A 21715-nucleotide genomic window follows, 5' to 3' on the forward strand; every position below is an offset into this window, starting at 1 on the left:
GCAGTTCGATTCACAGGGTACAGGGTATATAGAAGACAAGGGACCTGTCCCCTTGTCTTCCTACTGTCTGTCCAACTTCACGGTAAACTTGGTGCCAATTCCCACTTGGCTTTCCACCGAGATGGTGCCACCCAATACTTTTACCGCTTGTTGCACTATGGACAGGCCAAGGCCGGTGCCGCCGGTATCCCGGGATCTGGCTTTGTCCACCCGATAAAAGCGGTCAAAGATGTGGGGTAGGTCCGCCGCTGGTATTCCTTCTCCGCTGTCTGATACCTGTAGTTCTAAGGTATCCCCCACTGTGTTGCCGTTCACGGTTACTTGACCACCGGGGGCGGTGTATTTAATGCCGTTATCCACCAAATTTAGCAAAATCATAGCCAACATGTCTTCATCCACTGGCCAAAGCAATTGATCTGCGGTGGTTACCTGCAACGTGATATCTTTGGCCTTTGCTTTGGGTTTAAGCAAATGAATAACTTGGTCAATAACCTTTTGTACCGATTGCGCTTCGATATTTAATGTGGTTACTTCATCTTCCATCTTGGCCAGTTGCAGTAAATCATGCACCACGCGATTTAGTCGGTCAATTTCGTCATTAATATCCCCCAGGTACTCTTTATATATGGTCACATCCTGCTCGTTGCTGTAGATTAGGGACTCGGCCAGCGCTTTAATCGAGGACAGTGGCGATTTTAATTCATGGGAAGCATTGGCAATAAATTCCCGGCGACTGCGGTCGACGTTGGCCAGTTTTTCGGCCATGGAGTTAAAGGACTTGGTCAACTGGCCCAACTCATCTCGGCTGCGCACCGGCACCGGTTCATTGAAATTGCCAGCGGCCACCCGTTCCACCGCAAAGCTGAGGTCTTCCACCGGTTTGGTCACTTTGGCCGCCAGCCACAGCCCCACCATTAGCGCCAATACACTGCCCAGCATTGACAAAACCGCCATGCTTTTGAGCACCTCATGTAACGCTTCCTTGATATCATTAATGTCGGTGGACAGCATCACCGCCCCCACCACTTCCTTTTCCCAAGTCACCGGCACCGCCACATACATTACCCATTCCTCCGCTGATAGGGCGTGGGCTCCGGCGGCGGTCACCCCGGTTAAAGCCGCTTGCACCTCGTTATGCCCCAATTGCCTGCCCACAACCCATTTTTCATTGAAGGAATCGTTAACCACTATACCCTGGCGGTCAAGGAGCAATATGCGGGCACCCACGTTTTCGCCATAGGTTCTGAATTCTATGGGCATTGTTAAGTTGTTGCCATCAATATAGTTGGCAGCAAAGGTGCTGACCACAGAGGCATGCACCAAATAGGCCTCTTGCCTTTCCTGTAAGTAATGCTGTTTCAGGGCGGTGTAGGCCAACCAATTGGTAAGCAGCACTGTCAGCGCAATCATAATCAAATAGGTACCCACCAGCTTCCAGCGGACACTGGTAATCATTTGTTATACTCCCGAAAGTAGTAGCCTACCCCCCACTTGGTGAGGATGTATTCCGGGTGCTTGGGGTCTTGCTCCAGTTTTTCCCTTAGCCTTCTAATATGCACGTCAACGGTGCGCAGGTCGCCGTAATAGTCGTCACCCCAAACCGCCGCCAACAGGTTTTCCCTGGTGAACACCCGGCCGGGGTTTTGGGCCAAAAGAAACAGCACGTCGAATTCCTTGGCAGTCAAATCCACCGCTTTGCCATCATTGGTGACTTTGCGCTTGGGAACATCCAGTTCCAGCGCCCCTGCCGAGATGTTATATTGATTTTGCCCGTCGGTTTTGTGGCTAATGCGCCGCATGACCGCCTTGATCCGGGCCAACAGTTCCCTGGTGTTGAAGGGCTTGGTCATATAGTCGTCAGCCCCCAGTTCTAAACCAACAATTTTATCCACGTCTTCACCCTTGGCGGTGAGCATAATAATGGGAATATCGGTGTGTTTTCTCAGTTCCCGGCACACATCCAAACCACTCATCTGGGGCAACATGATATCCAGCACCACCAAATCAATGGTCTCTTTATGATAAATGCTCATGGCTTCAGCACCGTCATAAGCAACCAACACCTGGTAGCCCTCCTGCTCCAAGCTGCGCTTTAAACCTTTAACCAAAAGTTTTTCATCATCCACAATTAAAATAGTAGACAAATATATCACCCACATTTCCTTTTAAGACAGGGGGACAGGTCCGTTGTCTTCTCCCATTGTTTCGCTGGCAGAAGACAACGGGAACGTCCCCTTGTCTTTTCCCCTTGTCTTATTCTATAGAATGACAAAAAGGAACGCAACATTGTGCGTTCCTAATTCATAATTCATAATTGTCCCGCGGTCACTATGTGACAGCATGGCAGGCCACCCAGTGGCCTGGTTTTACTTCTTTATATTCCGGTTGCTGCTGTTTGCAGATGTCCATGCATTTGAAGCATCTGGTGTGGAAACGGCAACCACTGGGGGGATTCACCGGGCTGGGGACGTCCCCCTCCAGAATGATCCGCTCTTTCTTTACCTTTGGGTTGGGCACCGGGATTGCTGATAAAAGCGCCTGGGTGTACGGATGTAGCGGTGCACCGTACAAATCCACATCGCTAGCCAGTTCCACCATTTGTCCCAAATACATTACCCCCACCCGATCGGACATGTGCTTAACTACGTTTAGCCCGTGGGCGATAAACAGGTAGGAGAAATTAAATTCCTTTTGTAAGTCTTTAAGCAAGTTCAGCACCTGGGATTGAATGGACACGTCCAGCGCTGATACCGCTTCGTCACAGATGATTAGTTTGGGGTTAACGGACAATGCCCGGGCAATGCCCACCCGCTGCCGCTGACCACCGCTGAACTCGTGGGGATATCGGCGGGCGTGATAACTGGCCAGACCTACATATTCCAACAGTTGGTTTACCCGTTTATCTAGCTGCGCACCCTTGGCCAAACCAAAGATCTTTAACGGTTCGGCAACAATTTGACCCACCGTCATCCTGGGGTTTAACGAGGCATAGGGATCTTGGAAGATAATTTGCATCTCTTGGCGCAGGTGACGCATTTGCTCTGAAGAAATCTTGAAGATGTTTTGGCCTTCAAAATACACCTCACCGGCGGTGGGTTCTAACAACCGCAGAATTACTCGGCCGGTGGTGGATTTACCGCAACCGCTCTCACCAACCAAACCCAAAGTTTCGCCGGGATTGATGTCAAAGTTGACCCCGTCCACCGCTTTAACCACCGCGTCGGGCTTGCCTAACAACCCCTTGCTGATGGGGAAGTATTTGGTCAAGTTTTTGACCCTTAACAGGGGTTCCATTATTCTGCACCCCCTTCCGCTAACCAGCAGCTAACTTTTCTACCCGGTGCCACTTGCTTCAACTGGGGAATTGCACCCAGGCACTGGTCTTTAGCCTCGGGGCAACGGGGAGCAAAGGCACAGCCAGCGGGTAAATGCATCATGTTGGGTACGCTGCCTTCAATGACAAACAGTTTTTCATTAGAATCATCATCAATGCTGGGGATAGAGGCCAACAACCCTTTGGTATATGGGTGCAGCGGATTTTCAAACAAATCTGCCACCGGAGCCTCTTCCACCACTTTACCGCAGTACATCACCACCGCCCGGTCGGCCATTTCGGCCACCACTGCCAAATCGTGGGTAATCATAATGATGGCGGTGTTCATTTTTTCTTTCAGTTCCTGCATCAATTCTAAAATTTGGGCTTGAATGGTCACGTCCAACGCGGTGGTGGGTTCATCGGCAATCAGCAGTTCTGGACGACAACTGAGGGCCATGGCAATCATCACCCGTTGGCGCATGCCACCGCTCATTTGATGGGGAAATTCGTAAGCCCGCTTTTCCGGCGAAGGAATACCGGTTAAACGCAACATTTCAATAGCCCGTTCCATCGCCTCTTTTTTAGTCAACCCTTGGTGCAAAATTAACGCTTCGGCTATCTGATCACCAACCCGGTAAACCGGGTTCAGTGAAGTCATCGGTTCTTGGAAGATCATCGAGATGCGGTTGCCCCGCACCGCTCGCATTTCCTTTTCAGATTTCTTTAACAGGTCTTCACCGGCGAACTCAATGGTGCCGCCAACGATTTTTCCTGGGGGGCTGGGCACCAGACCCATGATGGAAAGGGAGGTGATACTTTTACCACTGCCGGATTCCCCCACCACCGCCAACGTTTCCCCTTTGTTTAGGTGGAAACTTACTCCGTCCACTGCTGGTACCACACCGTCATCCAGAAAAAAGTGAGTTTTTAGGTCAGTTATCTTTAAAAGTGCTTCGCTCATTGTTTCCACCTCCTATGAACGCAATCTTGGGTCTAGGGCATCCCTTAAACCGTCACCCAACAGGTTGAAGGTCATCACCGTTAGCGTAATGGCAATGCCAGGGAACATCACTAAGTGCGGTGCATTAAACAAGTAATTACGGCCGGCCCCCAGCATGGTGCCCCATTCGGCATCCGGCGGTTGCACACCTAAGCCTAAAAAGCCCAAGGCGGCAGTATCTAAAATAGCGGTGGATATGCCCATGGTACCCCTAACGATAATGGGGGCCAACACGTTAGGCATAATGTGTTTAAAAATAATAGACATATCTTTATTACCAATGGCCCGGGCAGCCTGTACATAGTCGCTTTCTTTGATGGACAACACCGAGCCCCGCACAATCCGGGCGTATTCCGGCATGGTTACAATACTGATGGCGATAATGGCATTTTCAATCCCTCGTCCAAGGGCCGCCATAAAGGCAATGGCCAGTAACATTGAAGGAAAGGAAAGCATAATATCCATCAGGCGCATGATGAGGTTATCAATTCTGCCACCAAAATAACCGGCAATGGAGCCCAGTACTGTCCCCATAGAAAGGGCTATGGCCACCGCCATCAGACCCACCTTCAGCGATATGCGGGCACCGTAGATAATCCGGCTCAAAATATCCCGGCCCAATTCATCAGTGCCCAGCCAATGTTGGGCACTGGGTTCTTGGAGCGCATCGGACATTACACCGTTAATGGGGTCGTATGGGGCAATGTATGGAGCAAAAATGGCCATCAATACTAGGCCAATTAGAAAGACCAAACTAGTCATGGCCAGTTTGTTTTTCTTTAGGCGGCGCCAAAAATCCTTAACTGGGGAGTATGTTTCTTCCACTATTTCCTGAGCAGTTGGGGCTGGCGCTTTGGCTAACTCTGACATGTTTACAACTCCCGTTCTTTTTATGAGTACTTAATGCGTGGGTCTAACCAAGCATAGAGCAAGTCTACAATGAGGTTTACCACCACAAATACCGTGGCGATGAAAATAACTGTTCCCTGTACCATGGGGTAATCCGATGCCATGATGGCATCTATTAACCGGCTACCTACACCGGGCCAACCAAATACCGTCTCGGTAAGGACCGCTCCCCCCATCAATACACCCAGTTGCAAACCAATGACAGTGATAATGGGAATGAGGGCGTTTCTTAAGGCATGGCGATAAACAACCACCGATTCCTTTAAGCCTTTAGCCCGGGCGGTGCGAATGTAATCCTGACGGATAACTTCCAACATGGTGGAGCGGGTCATCCGGGCAATGATGGCCATGGATGTTGTGGCCAACGCTGTGGCCGGCATAATTAAATGCAACAGGGCGCTCTTTAATGACTCCCAATCCTGGGTGAGAATGCTATCCAACACATATAACCCCGTGATGTGGGCCGGTTCCATCCCCACTGCAATCCGACCGGATACCGGCAACCAACCCAACGTCAGTGAGAAGAGGATAATCATCATTAACCCCAACCAGAAAATAGGCATCGACACACCCACCAGTGCACCAATCATACTTACATAGTCAAATATTGAATATTGCTTTACTGCCGAGATTACACCCACAGTTACCCCCACCACCGTGGCGATAAATATAGCCGCCAAGGCTAACTCCACTGTGGCTGGAAAACGGGCAAAGATCTCGTCCAACACCGGGGCGCGGGTCATTAAGGAGCGTCCAAAATCACCGTGCAGTAAGTCTGAAAGAAAGCGGGCAAATTGCACATAAATGGGGTCGTTAAGGCCCATGCTTTCCCGCAGTGCTTCGGCCTGTTCATTGGTACCGTGTTGTCCCAACATGTTCATGGCTGGGTCGGTGGTAAACAGGTGCAACACTAAAAATACAAATAAGCTTACCCCCAGCAGTACTGGGATCAGCATTAGGATACGTTTAATCAAATAACGGAGCATAATTAATTTAACCCCCTAATTATACCTAAGAAAGTAACATAGATATGGCCCAAATTAAATTTGGGCCATATCTCTATGCGCGCGCGTTTAAACTAAGGAAAATAATACTATTTTTTATCCACGTTGTGGAAGAAGACCACACCGGTTGGGTGCAAGCTAAAGTTGACCACATTATCTCTTTCCGCAGTCATTGCTGTGGCGTGGGAGATAAATACCCATGGAGCTTCTTCAATGACAATTTTCTGTAACTCACTGTAGATTTCTGCCCGTTTGGCCATATCAAATTCTTGACGACCTTGTTCAAGCAGTTGATCTACTTGTGGGTTAGCGTATTTGGCACTGTTTAGGCTACCGGCAATTTCCTTACTGTCCAACAGTGTCAGGAAGTTATCGGGGTCACCGTTGTCACCAATCCAACCATAAATCATCATATCGCCTTCAGTGACAATTTCCGGTGACACAATGGCTTTGTACTCAGTCCAAGGCCAAGCTTTAATTTCTGCAGTAATACCAACCTTTTGCAGGTCCCCTTGAATGGCTTCGGCCAACTTCTGTCCCACAGAGTTGTATGGACGGGGGTTGGTATAGGTTAACAGCGTAACCTTTAGGCCATCGGCGTAACCGGCTTCTGCCAGCAATTCTTTAGCTTTTTCCGGGTTGTATTCGTAAGGCTTGAGGTCCTTATCATAACCGGGCATAAAGGATGGCAGTGGGCCATTGGCCAAATCCGCTGTACCTTGATATAGATGTTCCACAATGGCTTCGCGGTCAATGGCATGGCTTACCGCTTGACGCAGTAGCGGATTGTTAAAGGGCTCTTTATTAGTAAAGAATGCTAAGTAGTTGATGTTCATACCAGGGTTCATCGCCACTTTAATGCCGTTGTCTTGCAGCGTCTTAACGTCGTTAGGGTCTACACCGTCCATGGCATCGATGGAACCAGTCATCAGTTCACTGGCCCGAACGGAGTTTTCCTTAACAAACTTAAAGATCAACTTGTCTAACTTAGGTGCTCCATCCCAGTACTCTTCGTTAGCCACCAGTTCGATGGATTGACCGCGGTCCCATTTAACAAATTTGAATGGGCCAGTACCCACCGGGTTGGCAATGAAGTCTTCACCATATTTCTCCACCGCGGTGGGGCTAACAATTGGTGCCGCCATACACATAGCCATGTTAGCTAAGAAAGGAGCGTATGGGTTGTTCAAAATGATTTTTACAGTGTATTCGTCAATTACTTCCACTGATTTCACCGGACCATATACAAAGCTCGCGTAGGGCATCGCCTCGGTACGGTTAGGTTCCAATTGACGGTCAATATTGAATTTTACTGCTTCAGCATTGAAAGGGGTGCCATCGTGGAATTTAACACCTTGACGCAGGTGGAAAGTCCACTCGGTTTTATCTTCATTGGATTCCCAACTTTCAGCCAAAGCTGGCTCAATCTCGGTGCTACCTTCTTTATAACGCACCAAGTTGTCATATACGTTTACCATTATTTTGGCAGATTCACCATCATCCACAAAGGCTGGATCCAAACCACGGGGGTCTGCACCTTGGGCAAATACAAATACTTTATCTTTTGCTTCGTCACTGGTAGCTTTTTCGCCGCCGCCGCAACCCACCAGTAATAGAGCCAACATGGCCACTGCCAGTACCACATAGAGCGTTCTTTTACGCATCATGTTATATATTCCTCCTCTTTTTATCCCCCTTCCCTAATTTAACGCGCATCACTAATCAAAAACAAAACCATAAAATTCCTTTTTGTACAACATCTGTAGACATAAGTTTACAGATACTGTGCAATAAATTATAAATATTCGACAAATATTTTAAAATTCCTCTGCTGAACCGGTGGTAAATAATAAAACCACTGCATAAAACTTACTGCTTTAGCACATGATAACCTTTGTAAAGGGGGTGAATTTTTATGCCACAAAGTATTAAGTGCAATGTCACTGAGTGTCAGTACAACAGCAATGTCATGTGTGATGCACCTATGATCCAAGTTAATCGCAATCATTCCAGCCAAGCGGATACCTCTGATCACACAAAGTGCGAAACTTTTAAACCTCAAATGTAAATAACTAAAGGGCGCATTAGATTGCGCCCTTTAAAATTTTAACACAGTTTAATTTATCGTGACATTAATTTATAATAATATCGGGTGGATTTTATTTTACGAGTTTGCCAACCGCTGGGCAGCATAGATAATCACAGCTATTTGGGCCAACAATATTGCCGGTACACCCCACTTAAACTTTAGCTTTTGGGTCTTATGACGCATTATGTGCATAGCCACCAGTGCCCCCATGGAACCACCAATGGCACAGACCAATAGCAACCGGCTCTCAGGCACCCGCCATTTATTCTTTTTAGCAAACCACTTATCCACCACAAACATCAGGAAGGCAATGGCGTTGACTAGGATTAAATAGAACTTAACAATTTGCAAAGTAAATTCCCCCAGCTAAAACAATTTTTACATGATATCTGCTATGCTATTTTTTCACAAACTTTTAAAATCTAAATGTTACATTTCATTATTGCATGCATTTTGATTTTTGCAAACAGTACCTAGTAAAATTATTTTTTATAAAGTCAATTAATTAACTAAGGGGGTGAACAATCTTGAAGGTATTCAAATCCACCTGCCCGTTGGACTGTTTAGATAGCTGTGGACTGTTGGTGCATGTGGAAAATGATCGAGTGGTTAAAATTGAGGGAGATGCTGATCATCCCATCACCCGAGGTTTTTTATGTTCTAAGGGTTACCGCCATTTGGAGCGACTATATAGCCCCCGCCGTATCACTGAGCCACTGTTAAAAAAACACGGGCAATGGCAGCCGGTTAGTTGGCAACAGGCCTATCATATCATTGCTGATAAGTTAACTGGCATCAAAGAAAAGTACGGCAGTACAGCGGTACTGCTTCACGATGGGGCCGGTGCTGGCGGCATGTTGCACAACTTAGACCGCCGTTTTTGCAACGCCTACGGTGGTGTCACCACGCTAAGGGGCAGCATTTGCTGGGGCAGTGGCATTGCCGCCCAGGAGCAAGATTTTGGTCGACTAAAGTTGCATCAATGGGACGACATACTAAATGCCAACCTAATTGTACTGTGGGGTAGAGATCCAGAAACCACCAACATCCATATGGTTCCCTTGATTAGAAAGGCGGTGGCCAACGGCGCCAAATTGATGGTGATTAATCCATTAAAAATTAAAGCGGCGGAGTATGCCCATCTGCACTTGCGTCCCCACCCTGGCACCGACGGTGCATTGGCGTTGGCCATGGCCCAGGTGATCATTGAACAAAACTTACATCGCCCGGACTTTGCCACCCAGTACGGTCACAACTTTACCGAATATCTGGCGCTGGTGAAAAACCATTCCCCGGAATGGGCCCAAAGGGTTACCGGCATTGATGAAAAAACCATCAGAGAAGCTGCAATTATCTATGGCCAAGCCGACGCCGCCACCATTTTGTTGGGTTACGGCATGCAGCGCTATGCCAACGGTGGTAATACAGTGCGAGCCATTGACGCCCTGGCAGCCTTAACGGGCAACATCGGCATCACCGGTGGTGGCATTAATTATGCCCACCAGCTTTGGCGGGGTGTCTTCAATGATATTGCGGGGAAACATTTGGCCACCGCCAGCCGCCAAATGGCGGTGCCGACACTGGCGGATGAAATTCTAAATGCCACCGCACCACCCATTAAAGCGATGATTGTCACCAGATCTAACCCCGTTAATCAGATGCCCAATATTAATAAGTTTAAGCAAGCCTTATCTACGCTAGATTTTATCGTAGTGGTGGATCTGTTTATGACTGACACCGCTGAAATGGCTGACTTAGTTCTTCCCTGCACCCATTTTTTAGAAGAGAAGAATTTAATTAAAAGTTCGTGGAATTATCATTTAAGTTATTGCCCCCAAGTGGTGCAGCCACCGGGAATCTGCAAACCGGACGTCGTGATCTTCACTGAGTTGGCCCAGCATATGCATCTGCCGGGTTTTGAGTTCAGCACCCCCAAGCAGTGGTTGGAGTGGGTGTTAGAGCCGGCAGCGGCTAATTACGGCATTACGCTGGCCAAACTGGCCCAGGGGCCAATTACTCATCCCACCGCAGCGGCCGTACCCTTTGAAGATGGTCAGTTTGAAACAGCCAGCGGTAAATTTGAGTTTTTAACCGCCCCTTACCAGGGGTTGCACGAACCAATCTGTGATCAATACCCGCTAAAGCTAATCACCGCCCATCACAAACATTATATGCATTCACAGTTTTATCAAGATTTTGATGATCAGGTGCCAATGGAGGTGGAAATTAACCCGCTGGAAGCCAAAAAACGCGGTTTGTCAGCGGGCCAAAGGGCCAAAATTAGCAGTCCCAGGGGCAGCATGCCAGTGAAAATTGTGATTACAGATAAGGTGCCGGAAAGGGTAGCTTTAGTTTATCAAGGGCGCTGGCTAAAACAAGGCGGTGGCATCAACCAACTCACCCCAGATTTCATCCCCGACCTAGGCCCCGGCACCGCCTTTTATGATTGTAAATGTGAGATAAGTTCTACGGGCAGGCGTGGAAACCCGCCTCTACGATTATAACTGCACATGCCAACAAAGGGCTCGATCTGTACAGATCGAGCCCTTCAATAATTCAAAATTCATAATTCATAATTTTATGGCATTCTATTCCATAACCAAATGTGGTTTTCCTGGCAGGTAGTGAACTGCTTTGATGTATCTTACGGTGCCGGTTTTAGCCCTCATTACGATGGTTTCGGTTTCAGCACGGTCATTACTTAGGTAACGTACACCGCGCAACATTTCACCGTCGGTAACGCCGGTGGCAGCAAAGATGGCGTCATCACCCTTTACCAGGTCATTCATATATAAAATCTGCCGGGGGTCCTTTAACCCCATATCCATACAACGCTTATATTCCTCGTCATCTTCCGGCACCAGTCTGGCTTGCATTTCGCCACCTAAGCATTTAAGGGCAGCGGCAGCAATTACCCCTTCCGGGGCCCCACCGATGCCAACATATAAATCAATACCAGTGTCGTCAATGGCAGTGGAAATGGCTGCCCCCACATCACCATCGCCAAACAGTCTTACCCGGGCGCCAGCATTGCGCACCGCTTCAATGATCTGATTGTGGCGTTCCCGCTCTAAGATCATCACCGTTAAATCGCTGATGTTCTTACCATTGGCTTCAGCTAAAATTTTCAGGGTTTTATCCATAGGATCATCCAGATGAATTTTTCCGGCTGCTCTGGGGCCTACCGCAATTTTTTCCATATACATATCCGGTGCATGCAGTAGATTTCCTTTATCTGCAATGGCCACCACCGCCATGGCATTGCCGTAACCTTTGGCCACTAGGTTAGTGCCCTCCAGTGGGTCAACGGCGATATCCACCTTTGGTGAATCCCCATGGCCCAGTTTTTCTCCAATATATAGCATGGGAGCTTCATCCATTTCTCCCTCACCAATTACCACAGTGCCATCCATATTTACTGTATCAAACATTGCTCTCATTGCAGAGGTTGCTGCATTGTCAGCCTCATTCTTTTTGCCTCGACCCAGCCAACGGCCACAAGCCAAAGCAGCCACTTCGGTAACCCTAACAATCTCCATCGCCAATTCGCGATCCATAAGTCAACCCCCTAAAAGTGTATAATATATTTTTATTATAACATAATATATGGCCTTTATTAACTAATTAGTATGCATAATTCAAATTTAATTTCCCGCATACTTGCTGATTATAGCCCAGGTTCTTTAACTGCTTCCTCTTCAGTGGCCTCTTGATAGACCCGACGGGGGTAGGCAATTTTGATCCCCTGCTGATAACTGTTGCGCCAAATATACTCTTTTAACATTTTTTCTATCGTCCAGACAGAACTAGGTTTTGTTTGACCAATGATGGTAAAGGTACCACCTTTGTCATTGTTATCAATGTCCGATACACCGTAGACCTGCAATGGTTCCTTAATGTTGCCTTCACTGTCCAACAACATATGTTCATGGAAATCACCTTGCACCTGCTTACAGACATCTTCCAGCATGCGACGCAATCTAACCGGGTCTTCTTCAAAGGGGAAAGTTACGGTAACTATCGCCCGCAATTCCTTGCGGTTATAATTGCGCACCGAGCGGATTTCTGAATTGGCCAGATAAAATTTCTTGCCCGACCATTCCCGGACAGTGGTAAGGCGCAGTCCAATTTCTTCAATGGTACCGGTTACCTCGCCGCCGTTAATTTCTACCCAATCACCCACATGGAACTGATCTTCAAACATAATGAAAAAACCAGTAATTACGTCTTTAACCAAGCTTTGGGCACCAAAACCAATGGCCACACCCACAATACCGGCACTGGCTATAATGGGGGTAATGTCCATAAATTGCTTGAGAATCAAAATTACACCCACAATGTAAACCACATACCTAGTTAATGACATCAGCATCGAGATTAACGACTGTTTTTTGTTTTCGTTCAGTTTGTGCGTGACAGAAAATGCTTGATAAATAATTTTCTTGCGGATTACTAAAGTGGCATAGCCTAACAAGATAATTACCAAAATGGTCAGGGATTTATGGATAGCTGGCTCCCAGTTCATATCGGCAAAATAATTGATTAACCATTCTTCCACCTTAAAACACCCCCGTGTATTGTAGAATTACCCTATAAATTATAGACACTTTTCTATTCCATCGTCAATGTACTTTGCAAATTTGCCAGTTAGGGGGTTTTAATCAACTACTCCGTCACCGCCTCCGATTCTACCTGTTCAGGCTGCGGAGTTACCTCCGACTCTTCCACCGATGGTTCCGACTGTTGGTCAACCGGTTCGGTCACCGGTTGTGCTGTCTGTTGCGGCGGTGGTTCGGTGGCCGGTTTAGGCTGAGCCTCTGGCTCAGTCTTTGGCTGTTCAACCACCGGCGGTTGGGTGACCGCAGGGGTTTCCGGTGGCTTGGCAGGTGGTGGTGTATATGCCATTTTGGCTGGTTTTTCAACATAGCCCTTTTCAATGACAGCCATCATGTACTGCTTCCATACAGGGCCGGCAACGGCGCCACCACTGCCGGCACCATAAACCGGTCTGTTGTCGTTGTTGCCCACCCAAATGGCAGTGGCCAAGTTGTTGGTGTAACCCACAAACCACAGGCAGCGGTTGTCATCGGTGGTGCCTGTTTTGCCCGCACTTTCCCAAGGAATTCGGGCATAGCTTCCGGTACCACCACTGACCACGTTCTTTAACATCTGGTGCATGTTATTGGCCGCCTGGGCAGAAATTACTCTGCTAGGTTTAGGTTGGTGTTGAAAAATAACTATGCCGTTGATATCCTTTACCGTTTCAATAAAATATGGCTTATTGTACAAACCCTGGTTGCCAAAAACAGCATAGCCAGTTGCCATTTCCAACGGTTTAATGCCATGGTACATACCCCCTAGGGCCAAGGCTGCAAAATTACGATCGTTTTCTGTAATGGTGGTGATACCAAAATTTTTTAGATAATTAATGGTTCGGTCAAAACTCATTTTATTAACCACTTCGGCCACCGGTACGTTAAGCGAACGTCTGATGGCCTCTGGTAACGACACACTGCCTGTTGACGTGCTGGAGCCTTTAATTAAGTACCCATTAAAGCTTTTAGAGGCAGCGTTAAGGCGAGAGTGCATATTAATGATACCGGCATCTAAAGCAGCAGCATATACAAAGGGCTTGATGGTGGAACCCGGTTGCCGCGGTGTGACCGCTAAGTTATTTTGATCAGTTGCGAAATCCACACCGCCCACTAAACTGGCCACCGCTCCGGTGCGAGGTACCACCGACACCAAAGCCAAGTTGCTGGCACCGATGCCCCGCTGTTTAAAGGTGTCCATTGCTTGGGAAACGGTAATTTCTGCCTGCTGCTGCATTTGAGTATTTAGCGTGGTATGCACCACCAGGCCGCCTTTATAAATGTTTTCGTGGCCGATTAGTTCTTCCAACTGATCAATGGCAACCGAAGTAAAATAGGGATGTTTAAAGTTTAACTCAGTCGGTGGCAACACTTTGATCTCTTGCTGCAACGCTGTAGCATATTGTTCCATACTGATCATCCCTAAACCGACCATGCGGTTGAGAATTGCCCGTTGCCTTTTTATGGCGTTATCCAAATGTCCGTGCAGCTCATATTGGCTGGGCTGATTGGGTACCGCTGCCAGTAGCGTGCTTTCGGCCAAGTTCAATTGGGCGGCCGGTTTGCCAAAGTAATGTTGGGCCGCTGTTTCCACCCCGTAATAGCCGCTACCAAAATAAATTTCATTTAAGTACATACTTAATATCTCTTGCTTGGTGTACTTTTGTTCTAGGGCAATGGCTAAGGCCGCTTCTTTAAGTTTTCTTTCATAGGTCCGTTCATAGGTTAAAAAAAGATGCCGGGCCAACTGTTGGGTAATGGTGCTACCGCCCTGAACCACAGCATGGTTTCTGATATTTTCTACAAAGGCCCGCATGGTGCCAAAGATATCAATGCCACCATGTTTGTAAAAGCGGTGATCTTCAATGGCAATTATGGCCTGCTGCATTTCCGGCGAAATATCCTCTATGTCAACACAAACCCGATTTTCTGCGTATAATTCCGCCAATAACACATTATCTGCTGAGTAAATTTGGGTTTTTTGTATCGGTTGGTATTGGTAACTGGCCAACCCCACTTGGGCGGTAATATCTTTATAATAACGCTCGTAAAACCAACCGATGGTGGCACCGATGGTAATTAAAATAATCAGTGAAAAAATCAATATAATTTTTAATAAGGTGTAATACTTTGTTTTTTCATTGTCCTTTTGTTGGTTTGGTTTCATAAATTCTCCCCGCTCCCCTATATCAATTCGCTAATTAATTTATGAGGAAAATCAAGTAACATACCACTTTAATTATTGTTAAAATAACTACTAAAAATAATTTTTTTGTAGAAGAGCCATAAAATGCAAAAATGGGCTTGTATCACAAGCCCAGTAGTTTGAAATTAAAAACTACTCTACACTAGCCAATTCCGATTGTACTTCTAACTTTTTAGGCAACACCATCACCCACTTTTCAGGATGACGCACCGTTTTGCCGGTTTCATTATTTTTTAACGTAAAGGTGTTGTTCTGATACAGTTTTTTAAAATTCTCTTCCGAAGTCAGCGCCTGTTGATGGGTATATTGTAACGCCTGAGTCTTTAAATACTTCCACGCTCGGAAGCGCACATAAACTGAGGTCAAACAAATTAATAGTCCATATAACCAGGGATCAATAAAAACTATAAAAAACAAGCCCAGTATTAAACCCAGTCCCGCCAACCGGGACAGGTAATAAAGGCCAATGATTAGCCGAGATAATGTCACTTTCCCATCGGCCACTTGGCGATTGTAATACTCTATACTCTTGCGGTTATCCAGATTGAGCTTTATTTTATTTTTTTGCATATATTCTTTAAGAACGGTAAAACGTAACGCTTCACTCACAGCTCTGCACTCCTTGATTAAGTTTAATAATATTATTCTACTAAAATTTAACATATCCTTTTAAACTGGTATAATGTATAAAAAAACATTTTAAGGATGTGTGATGATTGAAAAAAAGAGTAGCGGTTTTAACCGGTGGCGGAGATGCCCCAGGGCTTAATGCAGTGATACGGGCCATTGTAAAAACAGCCATTAGGCAATATGACTATCAAGTGATTGGCTTTTTGGATGGTTTTAAAGGGGTCATTGAAAAACAACTGATTAACTTAACAGAAAAAAACGTATCGGGTATTTTGCCCCGGGGGGGCACCATTTTAGGAACCACCAACCGAGATAATCCCTTTCACTACTGGGTAAACGATCGGTATGAAGATAAATCGGACCAATGTATCGCAACCATTAAAGAACATGCCGATTGTTTAATCGTCATTGGTGGCGATGGGTCACTGGGCATCGGTTATGATTTATTCCAAAAGGGCCTGCCGGTGATTGGATGTCCCAAAACCATTGATAACGATTTGCGGTTAAATAATTCCCAAACCTTTGGCTTTGATACTGCCTACGCCTATGCCACCGAAGCGTTAGATAGGTTACATTCCACCGCAGAATCCCACCACCGCATTGTCTGCCTAGAGGTGATGGGACGCAACGCCGGTTGGATCGCCCTTTATTCCGGACTGGCTGGGGGAGCCGATGTAATTTTAATTCCGGAAATACCCTTTAGGTATGAAAAAATTGTGGACAAGATCAACGAAAGGTTAGCCCATAACAAAAAGTTCAGCTTGGTGGTGGTGGCAGAGGGGGCCATGCCAGAGGGTGGAGAAGCCATTTATCAAAACAGCTCCCATGAGGGCAGCCCTTTAAGGCTGGGGGGTATTGCCGACGTGGTGGCCAACCAGTTAGAAAAAATCACCGGCCGGGAGGCCAGATCAATTGTGTTGGGACACTTGCAGCGAGGAGGCAGTCCCACAGCCCATGACCGCATCCTTGCCACCCTATACGGTGCTGCCGCCATGGATTTAGTGGCCAAAGAACAGTACGGTTATGTGGTTTCTTTAGATAACAACCAAGTGACCCCAGTCCCCTTGGCTGAAGCAACCAAAGGTATTAAAACCGTCGCGGTGGACAGCGATTTAGTTAACACCGCCCGAAAGATCGGGATCTCCTTTGGCGATTAGTGGTAACAAACTGTAGCGGTCGGTTTTAGCACCAACCCCCGAAACATCCAAACGAAACCCAGGTGTCTTTTGCCTTTGTTTTTTAGATAAAAGGTTAATTAAAAAACCCGGCGCCTGCTGCAGTAAGCGAACGACATATAGTTGAGCAGCGAACCGAAGTTAGCGAAGGAGGCTGCCGGAGACAGCCGGATGAGCTTAGTTCGGTCTGCGAAACTATCCCCAAAGTGAGCGGTGCAGCAGGCGCCGGGTTTACCGTAACCTTTATCTCAACAGGTGAATAAAAATCAAACCAGGCAAAAGACACCGGCTGAGAACTCTAATCTACCGTTCTAACCGTTGTTTTTCTGCCAATGTCAAACTTTGGGAAGTGTAGATAATTACCTTTGGCCTACAGCCACTTTTATTTAAGGCACCCATCACCGCAAAACCGTCCACCTGGGGCATAACAACATCTAAGATAATTATGTCTGGGTTACTGCCGATGGCCAACTCTATACCTTGTTGACCGGTGTCAGCCATAATAACCCGGTACCCCTCTTTTTTTAAGACGGTGGCCAAATAATCCCTCACCGAATAATCATCATCTATCACCAACACCGTAGTGTCTGTTGCCGACTTACCTCCGTTGGCTTTGGCCAATTCAGCCAGTAAAACATCTCTATCCGCTGGCTTTTTTAGATACCGCACATCATCCGAAACCATTGGCAATGTAAAGGTGAAGACCGCCCCCTGGCCCTCTTCACTGGTCACGCCAATGCTACCACCATGCAGTTGCACCAGGTTTTTGGCAATGGCCAACCCTAAACCGGTACCACCGTATTCCTTGGAGATGGCGCCCACCTGCCTAAATTCATCAAAAATTACTTCTTGGTCCTGCTGGGCAATACCAATGCCAGTGTCAGCAACACTGATAGCTAACATATTGTTCTGACCAGCGGCAGAAATGGTGATTTTACCACCGGAGGGAGTAAACTTCACCGCGTTGGTCAATAAATTCAAAAACACCTGCCTCAGTTTATCTCTGTCTGCCCAAACTGTATAACGATGCTGACAAAGTTGGTTAGTCACCTGCAATTGTTTGGTCTGCACATCGGCCTGTACCATTGCCAGTGCCTTCTCTAAAGAATCCGCTGGATCCACTGCCGCAAAATGTAATTCCATCTCAGCAATTTCCAGCTTAGTTAAATCCAATAGATCATCGATCAAATTTAACAGGTGTTGCCCACTGACGTTTATCTCCTGCAAGTATTTTTCTTGGTTGGAGTTTAAATCACCAACCACTTTGTCTAACAGTACGTCGGAAAAACCAATCACAGCATTTAATGGCGCCCGCAGTTCATGGGATAATGCCGCCATAAATTTAGACTTCTGCCTACCTAATCGCAGTAATTCTTCATTTTTTAGCTGCAGTTCATGGCTGGTTGCTTGTAGTTCCTCGGTTTGGGCTCGCATTTCTTCGGCATAGGCTTGCAATTCTATCGATTGAGCCTTTAATTCTTCACTCTGAGCATTCAATACCTCGTTTTGGTGCACCAGTTGTTCATTCATTCTCTGTAGTCTGTGGGACAATTCCACCGCCCGTCGGTGGGATAAGGCGTTGTTTATTGCCACTCCCGCCAAAGAACAGAGATCGGACAGTTCTGCCAGTTGCTGGTCAGTGATTGGCTGTAAAGCCGCTAAACTAACCACCCCAATGGCTTGGCCATTAAAAACCAGTGGCACAGCCACTATGGCAGCGGGTTTGATATTACCACCCAACCAATTGACTGCATAAGCAGTGTCCGGGAGTATGTCCTTTAGTATTTGGGGTTGTAACGTGGTTACCGCCAGCCCTTCTAAACCCTCTTCCATCTTTAATTCTTCCCGTTGTGTTAACATTTCTTCACCGGGGCAGTAAAGGGCTTGCCGCACCAACCTTTTTCCTTCAGCATCAACTAAAAATACCGCCCCCACTTGAAAACCCATGGTGCTGCAAATTTTCCCAAAGGCGTTACTCAGCAGCGCATTGAGCTCTATGGTTGAACCCAGTTGTTCCAAAATTAATTGTCTATTTTGCTGCATTTGAAATTGTTCGCTCAATCCCCGGGCCATAAAGTTTAGGGCATCGCCCAATGTCCCAATTTCATCCTTAGATTCCACCCTAATGCGTTTAGAAAAGTCACCCCGTGAAAAGTTCCGGGCATTTTCAGCCATAACCACCAGCGGTCTCAATACACCGCGATAATCTCTTTTCCGTTATAACCAATGCCCCGCCATGTGCCTTCCTCGCCGCGGCTAACCTTTGTCACCAATTCACTGTTTAATTTAACATGCCGGGCTGAATCAATCTGATTTCTTAAGCCTGTTAAAACAGCGCGCTCTTTGTCAATTAAAATCACATCACCGGTTTCACCTAAGTTCATCCGGCTGTTTAATAGGGGATTAACAACCTCATCAATATTGATGCGGCACACCAGCACCCCGGCGTACTCTACCCAATACGGCTGCGCCCAATTAATCACCGGAATGGAAAAGGCAATGCTATGTTGATTATTTTTGAGCGAATAATAGGCATCTTGAAAGCAAATGCTCCCAGTGCTTAAAGGCAGCTTTACCAGATCGTCAACCGGTCTTGCAGTATCAATGCGACTTTGGTCGGTGGATAACATAATGTGCCCGCTGGCAGTGATCAAATAAATTTCATCATAGCTGCCATATTGGGTTTGCATATCCAACCAATATTGCCGCTGTTTGGCCGCCAGCGCCCCTTCATTGGCTGTTCCCAGGGCATTGATATATTGTTGCAGCAAGGGGTCCTTAGACATTAAGATCACTTCGTTTTCCCGGCAATTTAACCACCGTTGGATATCATTTTCTATAACATCCGCCACCAGATCAAATTCTTGGTACTTTTCCTGATAATCCAGTTCCAGTTCGCGACTGTAGTTTATGTAAATATTAATTGAACCCAGCAAAAGCATCGATAGACATACAATGGTAATTAACTTAAAACCAACACCTTTATTCATATTGCCCATCCTTAATGGGCAGGTAAACCGAAAAAGTTGTGCCCTTACCGACCTCACTCTGCACCACTACCCGTCCCCGGTGTTGTTCAATAATGCTAAAGGTAATGCATAACCCCAGGCCGGTGCCGTTTGATTTTGTGGTGACAAAGGGCATCCCTAAATCTTTAATTTTCTCTGGGGGAATGCCACAGCCGGTGTCCTTTACATCTAACCTAATTTCCCGTTGATCCGATAAAAAGTAGGTGGCAATGGTTATGGTGCCATTTTTGTCCATGGCCTCCAGAGCATTTTGGGTTAGGTTTAACAGCACTTGTTTAAATTTGCCAATATCAATTGCCACTGGCGGTACATTTTCGGCCAAATCGATAGCAACATTAATATTTTTCATCAGCGCTTGGGACTGAAAAATTAGCACCATCTCTTGGATCAGTAAATTAATGTCTGCCTCGACAAACTGGGGGGGTTGGGGTTTGGCCAATGACAGAAAATCTCGGATTACTTCACTCATCCGCTCAATTTCGCTGTTAATTATGCTGATATAGTTAGCGGCACTGTCATCAAGGGCTTTGCTGGCTAAAATTTGCACAAAGCCTTTAATGGCTGTTAATGGGTTTTTAATTTCATGGGCCATGCAGGCAGCCATTTGTCCCACAATGGCCAGCTTCTCTTTCTCTTGCAATAGATGTTCCTTCTGTTTAAGTTCGGTCACATCGTTGATTACCGCCACCGCCCCCAATTGTTGGCCCCGGTGATCATAAATTAGATCGGTGTTAATGTTTAGAATTTTAATGCCCTTAACAGTGTCCACTTCCGCCTCGTAATTTCGCACCCGTCGGTTGTTTTCCAAGGTATACTTTAATAACCCCAATTGTCTAAAACAGGGAAACGCCTGATAAAAATTGCAACCAATAACATCAATATCAGCGTTGAGGAAAAATTCTTTAGCCCAGCGATTGCAAATATTTATGTTAAGGTTTTTATCCACCGCCACCACCGCTGCCGAAAGACAACCCAGAATGGAATCGGCACTGACCTGCAATTCTTCATAGGCATGTTTTAAAGTGCTAACATGGGCCGCCTGTTCACTAAGCTGCCGTTGTTTCGTCAGCGCCCGGGACACTAAGTTAGCTAGGGTATTGTACCGCACCGGCTTAGGCAGATAATCCAGCGCTCCCAACTTAATGGCGCTGGCCGCCACATCCTCATTGCCATAGGCAGTCATAATAATTACACCGATGTTGGGGAATTGTTGCTTTATTTTTGCCATCAACTCTAATCCGTTGCCCCCGGGTATAATCACGTCTAAAATCACCAAATCCGGACATTCTTCCATCACTAATCGCCAGGCGTCATTGGTGTTGGAGGCGCAAATCACTTGATAACCAGCCAATTCCAAATAAAGTTTGATGGTCTGTAGATGTAGCAGCATATCATCCACAACCAGTACTTTAACATGTGCATTAGTACCAAAATTTCCTTGTTTAATTCTCAACACCTCGTTCCTGAAGAAAAAATGCCATTGTAATTTTAATGGTACTTCGACCATTATCATTTTTATCCTGCATAACAAATTCAATAAATTCGCAAAATTGCCATAATGGTTAATTCTTTATTACAACAATCTTAAAAATATAAAAAAACCCGTTGTTATTTAAAACAACGGGTTGTAAGGCTGCTAAAATACAAAAAACTTCCTTATAGTTTAGGAAGTCTTAATGGAGGCGGCACCCAGATTTGAACTGGGGAATGGAGGATTTGCAGTCCTCTGCCTTACCACTTGGCTATGCCGCCAATAATATCTAAT

Annotated in this window: 18 protein-coding genes and 1 tRNA gene; 3 read left to right on the forward strand and 16 right to left on the reverse strand. The window is 46.4% G+C overall.

The window, feature by feature from the left end; genetic code table 11:
- Nucleotides 1-60: 60 nt before the first annotated feature.
- The 7 genes from V6C27_08910 to V6C27_08940 all read right to left on the reverse strand — a co-directional run bounded on the left by V6C27_08910 (nucleotide 61) and on the right by V6C27_08940 (nucleotide 7893).
- On the reverse strand, nucleotides 61-1455 hold the full coding sequence (locus tag V6C27_08910; protein MEG6616536.1) for a HAMP domain-containing sensor histidine kinase: 1395 nt from the start codon (nucleotides 1453-1455) through the stop codon (nucleotides 61-63).
- The gene (locus V6C27_08915; GenBank protein ID MEG6616537.1) at nucleotides 1452-2144 is read right to left on the reverse strand and encodes a response regulator transcription factor; all 693 of its coding nucleotides are present in this window, start codon (nucleotides 2142-2144) and stop codon (nucleotides 1452-1454) included. The genes V6C27_08910 and V6C27_08915 overlap by 4 nt, the downstream gene beginning before the upstream one ends.
- A gap of 184 nt (nucleotides 2145-2328) precedes the next feature.
- Entirely contained in the window at nucleotides 2329-3294 is a 966-nt protein-coding gene (locus V6C27_08920) for a dipeptide ABC transporter ATP-binding protein (protein MEG6616538.1), read from the reverse strand.
- Complete coding sequence (locus tag V6C27_08925) at nucleotides 3294-4277, reverse strand: ABC transporter ATP-binding protein (protein ID MEG6616539.1); 984 nt, start codon at nucleotides 4275-4277, stop codon at nucleotides 3294-3296. Before V6C27_08925 ends, V6C27_08920 begins: the two co-directional genes overlap by 1 nt.
- 12 nt (nucleotides 4278-4289) lie before the next feature.
- The gene (nikC, locus tag V6C27_08930; protein MEG6616540.1) at nucleotides 4290-5186 is read right to left on the reverse strand and encodes a nickel transporter permease; all 897 of its coding nucleotides are present in this window, start codon (nucleotides 5184-5186) and stop codon (nucleotides 4290-4292) included.
- A 20-nt stretch (nucleotides 5187-5206) separates the two neighbouring features.
- The gene (locus tag V6C27_08935) at nucleotides 5207-6211 is read right to left on the reverse strand and encodes an ABC transporter permease (GenBank protein ID MEG6616541.1); all 1005 of its coding nucleotides are present in this window, start codon (nucleotides 6209-6211) and stop codon (nucleotides 5207-5209) included.
- Between the two features lie 107 nt (nucleotides 6212-6318).
- Nucleotides 6319-7893, reverse strand: a complete 1575-nt coding sequence (locus V6C27_08940) for an ABC transporter substrate-binding protein (GenBank protein MEG6616542.1) — start codon at nucleotides 7891-7893, stop codon at nucleotides 6319-6321.
- A gap of 251 nt (nucleotides 7894-8144) precedes the next feature.
- On the opposite strand from V6C27_08940, the gene V6C27_08945 reads away from it, so the two are divergent.
- A complete protein-coding gene (locus V6C27_08945; GenBank protein ID MEG6616543.1) occupies nucleotides 8145-8297 on the forward strand; it encodes a DUF1540 domain-containing protein in 153 nt (50 codons plus the stop codon).
- A 96-nt stretch (nucleotides 8298-8393) separates the two neighbouring features.
- Here V6C27_08945 and V6C27_08950 read toward each other — a convergent pair whose 3' ends face one another.
- Nucleotides 8394-8669, reverse strand: coding sequence for a DUF1294 domain-containing protein (locus tag V6C27_08950; protein MEG6616544.1), 276 nt, complete (start codon nucleotides 8667-8669; stop codon nucleotides 8394-8396).
- A gap of 176 nt (nucleotides 8670-8845) precedes the next feature.
- On the opposite strand from V6C27_08950, the gene V6C27_08955 reads away from it, so the two are divergent.
- Nucleotides 8846-10822 (forward strand): molybdopterin-dependent oxidoreductase, encoded by a 1977-nt coding sequence (locus tag V6C27_08955; protein ID MEG6616545.1) that lies wholly within the window; start codon nucleotides 8846-8848, stop codon nucleotides 10820-10822.
- 84 nt (nucleotides 10823-10906) lie between these two features.
- On the opposite strand, the gene glpX is transcribed toward V6C27_08955, so the two are convergent.
- From glpX to V6C27_08975, 4 genes are all read right to left on the reverse strand, one after another.
- The gene (glpX, locus tag V6C27_08960; protein ID MEG6616546.1) at nucleotides 10907-11875 is read right to left on the reverse strand and encodes a class II fructose-bisphosphatase; all 969 of its coding nucleotides are present in this window, start codon (nucleotides 11873-11875) and stop codon (nucleotides 10907-10909) included.
- A gap of 110 nt (nucleotides 11876-11985) precedes the next feature.
- Nucleotides 11986-12876: a mechanosensitive ion channel family protein gene (locus tag V6C27_08965; GenBank protein MEG6616547.1), complete on the reverse strand. Its 891-nt coding sequence runs from the start codon at nucleotides 12874-12876 to the stop codon at nucleotides 11986-11988.
- Nucleotides 12877-12983: 107 nt separating this feature from the next.
- A complete protein-coding gene (locus V6C27_08970; protein ID MEG6616548.1) occupies nucleotides 12984-15077 on the reverse strand; it encodes a PBP1A family penicillin-binding protein in 2094 nt (697 codons plus the stop codon).
- A gap of 171 nt (nucleotides 15078-15248) precedes the next feature.
- The gene (locus V6C27_08975; protein MEG6616549.1) at nucleotides 15249-15725 is read right to left on the reverse strand and encodes a hypothetical protein; all 477 of its coding nucleotides are present in this window, start codon (nucleotides 15723-15725) and stop codon (nucleotides 15249-15251) included.
- 107 nt (nucleotides 15726-15832) lie between these two features.
- On the opposite strand from V6C27_08975, the gene V6C27_08980 reads away from it, so the two are divergent.
- Complete coding sequence (locus V6C27_08980; GenBank protein ID MEG6616550.1) at nucleotides 15833-16903, forward strand: ATP-dependent 6-phosphofructokinase; 1071 nt, start codon at nucleotides 15833-15835, stop codon at nucleotides 16901-16903.
- Nucleotides 16904-17224: 321 nt separating this feature from the next.
- On the opposite strand, the gene V6C27_08985 is transcribed toward V6C27_08980, so the two are convergent.
- The 4 genes from V6C27_08985 to V6C27_09000 all read right to left on the reverse strand — a co-directional run bounded on the left by V6C27_08985 (nucleotide 17225) and on the right by V6C27_09000 (nucleotide 21702).
- Nucleotides 17225-19114 (reverse strand): ATP-binding protein, encoded by a 1890-nt coding sequence (locus tag V6C27_08985; protein MEG6616551.1) that lies wholly within the window; start codon nucleotides 19112-19114, stop codon nucleotides 17225-17227.
- On the reverse strand, nucleotides 19111-19911 hold the full coding sequence (locus V6C27_08990; protein MEG6616552.1) for a cache domain-containing protein: 801 nt from the start codon (nucleotides 19909-19911) through the stop codon (nucleotides 19111-19113). Before V6C27_08990 ends, V6C27_08985 begins: the two co-directional genes overlap by 4 nt.
- Nucleotides 19904-21403, reverse strand: a complete 1500-nt coding sequence (locus V6C27_08995; GenBank protein MEG6616553.1) for a response regulator — start codon at nucleotides 21401-21403, stop codon at nucleotides 19904-19906. Before V6C27_08995 ends, V6C27_08990 begins: the two co-directional genes overlap by 8 nt.
- A 224-nt stretch (nucleotides 21404-21627) precedes the next feature.
- Nucleotides 21628-21702, reverse strand: a tRNA-Cys gene (locus tag V6C27_09000).
- Nucleotides 21703-21715: the final 13 nt, after the last annotated feature.

This window comes from Peptococcaceae bacterium 1198_IL3148, from assembly GCA_036763105.1.
Lineage (GTDB): Bacteria > Bacillota > Desulfotomaculia > Desulfotomaculales > Desulfohalotomaculaceae > JBAIYS01.

Coding starts and splice junctions, on each gene's coding strand:
- V6C27_08910 (MEG6616536.1), bottom strand. CDS start 1,455: ATGATTACCAGTGTCCGCTGGAAGCTGGTGGGTACCTATTTGATTATG.
- V6C27_08920 (MEG6616538.1), bottom strand. CDS start 3,294: ATGGAACCCCTGTTAAGGGTCAAAAACTTGACCAAATACTTCCCCATC.
- V6C27_08925 (MEG6616539.1), bottom strand. CDS start 4,277: ATGAGCGAAGCACTTTTAAAGATAACTGACCTAAAAACTCACTTTTTT.
- nikC (MEG6616540.1), bottom strand. CDS start 5,186: ATGTCAGAGTTAGCCAAAGCGCCAGCCCCAACTGCTCAGGAAATAGTG.
- V6C27_08935 (MEG6616541.1), bottom strand. CDS start 6,211: ATGCTCCGTTATTTGATTAAACGTATCCTAATGCTGATCCCAGTACTG.
- V6C27_08940 (MEG6616542.1), bottom strand. CDS start 7,893: ATGCGTAAAAGAACGCTCTATGTGGTACTGGCAGTGGCCATGTTGGCT.
- V6C27_08945 (MEG6616543.1), top strand. CDS start 8,145: ATGCCACAAAGTATTAAGTGCAATGTCACTGAGTGTCAGTACAACAGC.
- glpX (MEG6616546.1), bottom strand. CDS start 11,875: ATGGATCGCGAATTGGCGATGGAGATTGTTAGGGTTACCGAAGTGGCT.
- V6C27_08970 (MEG6616548.1), bottom strand. CDS start 15,077: ATGAAACCAAACCAACAAAAGGACAATGAAAAAACAAAGTATTACACC.
- V6C27_08990 (MEG6616552.1), bottom strand. CDS start 19,911: ATGAATAAAGGTGTTGGTTTTAAGTTAATTACCATTGTATGTCTATCG.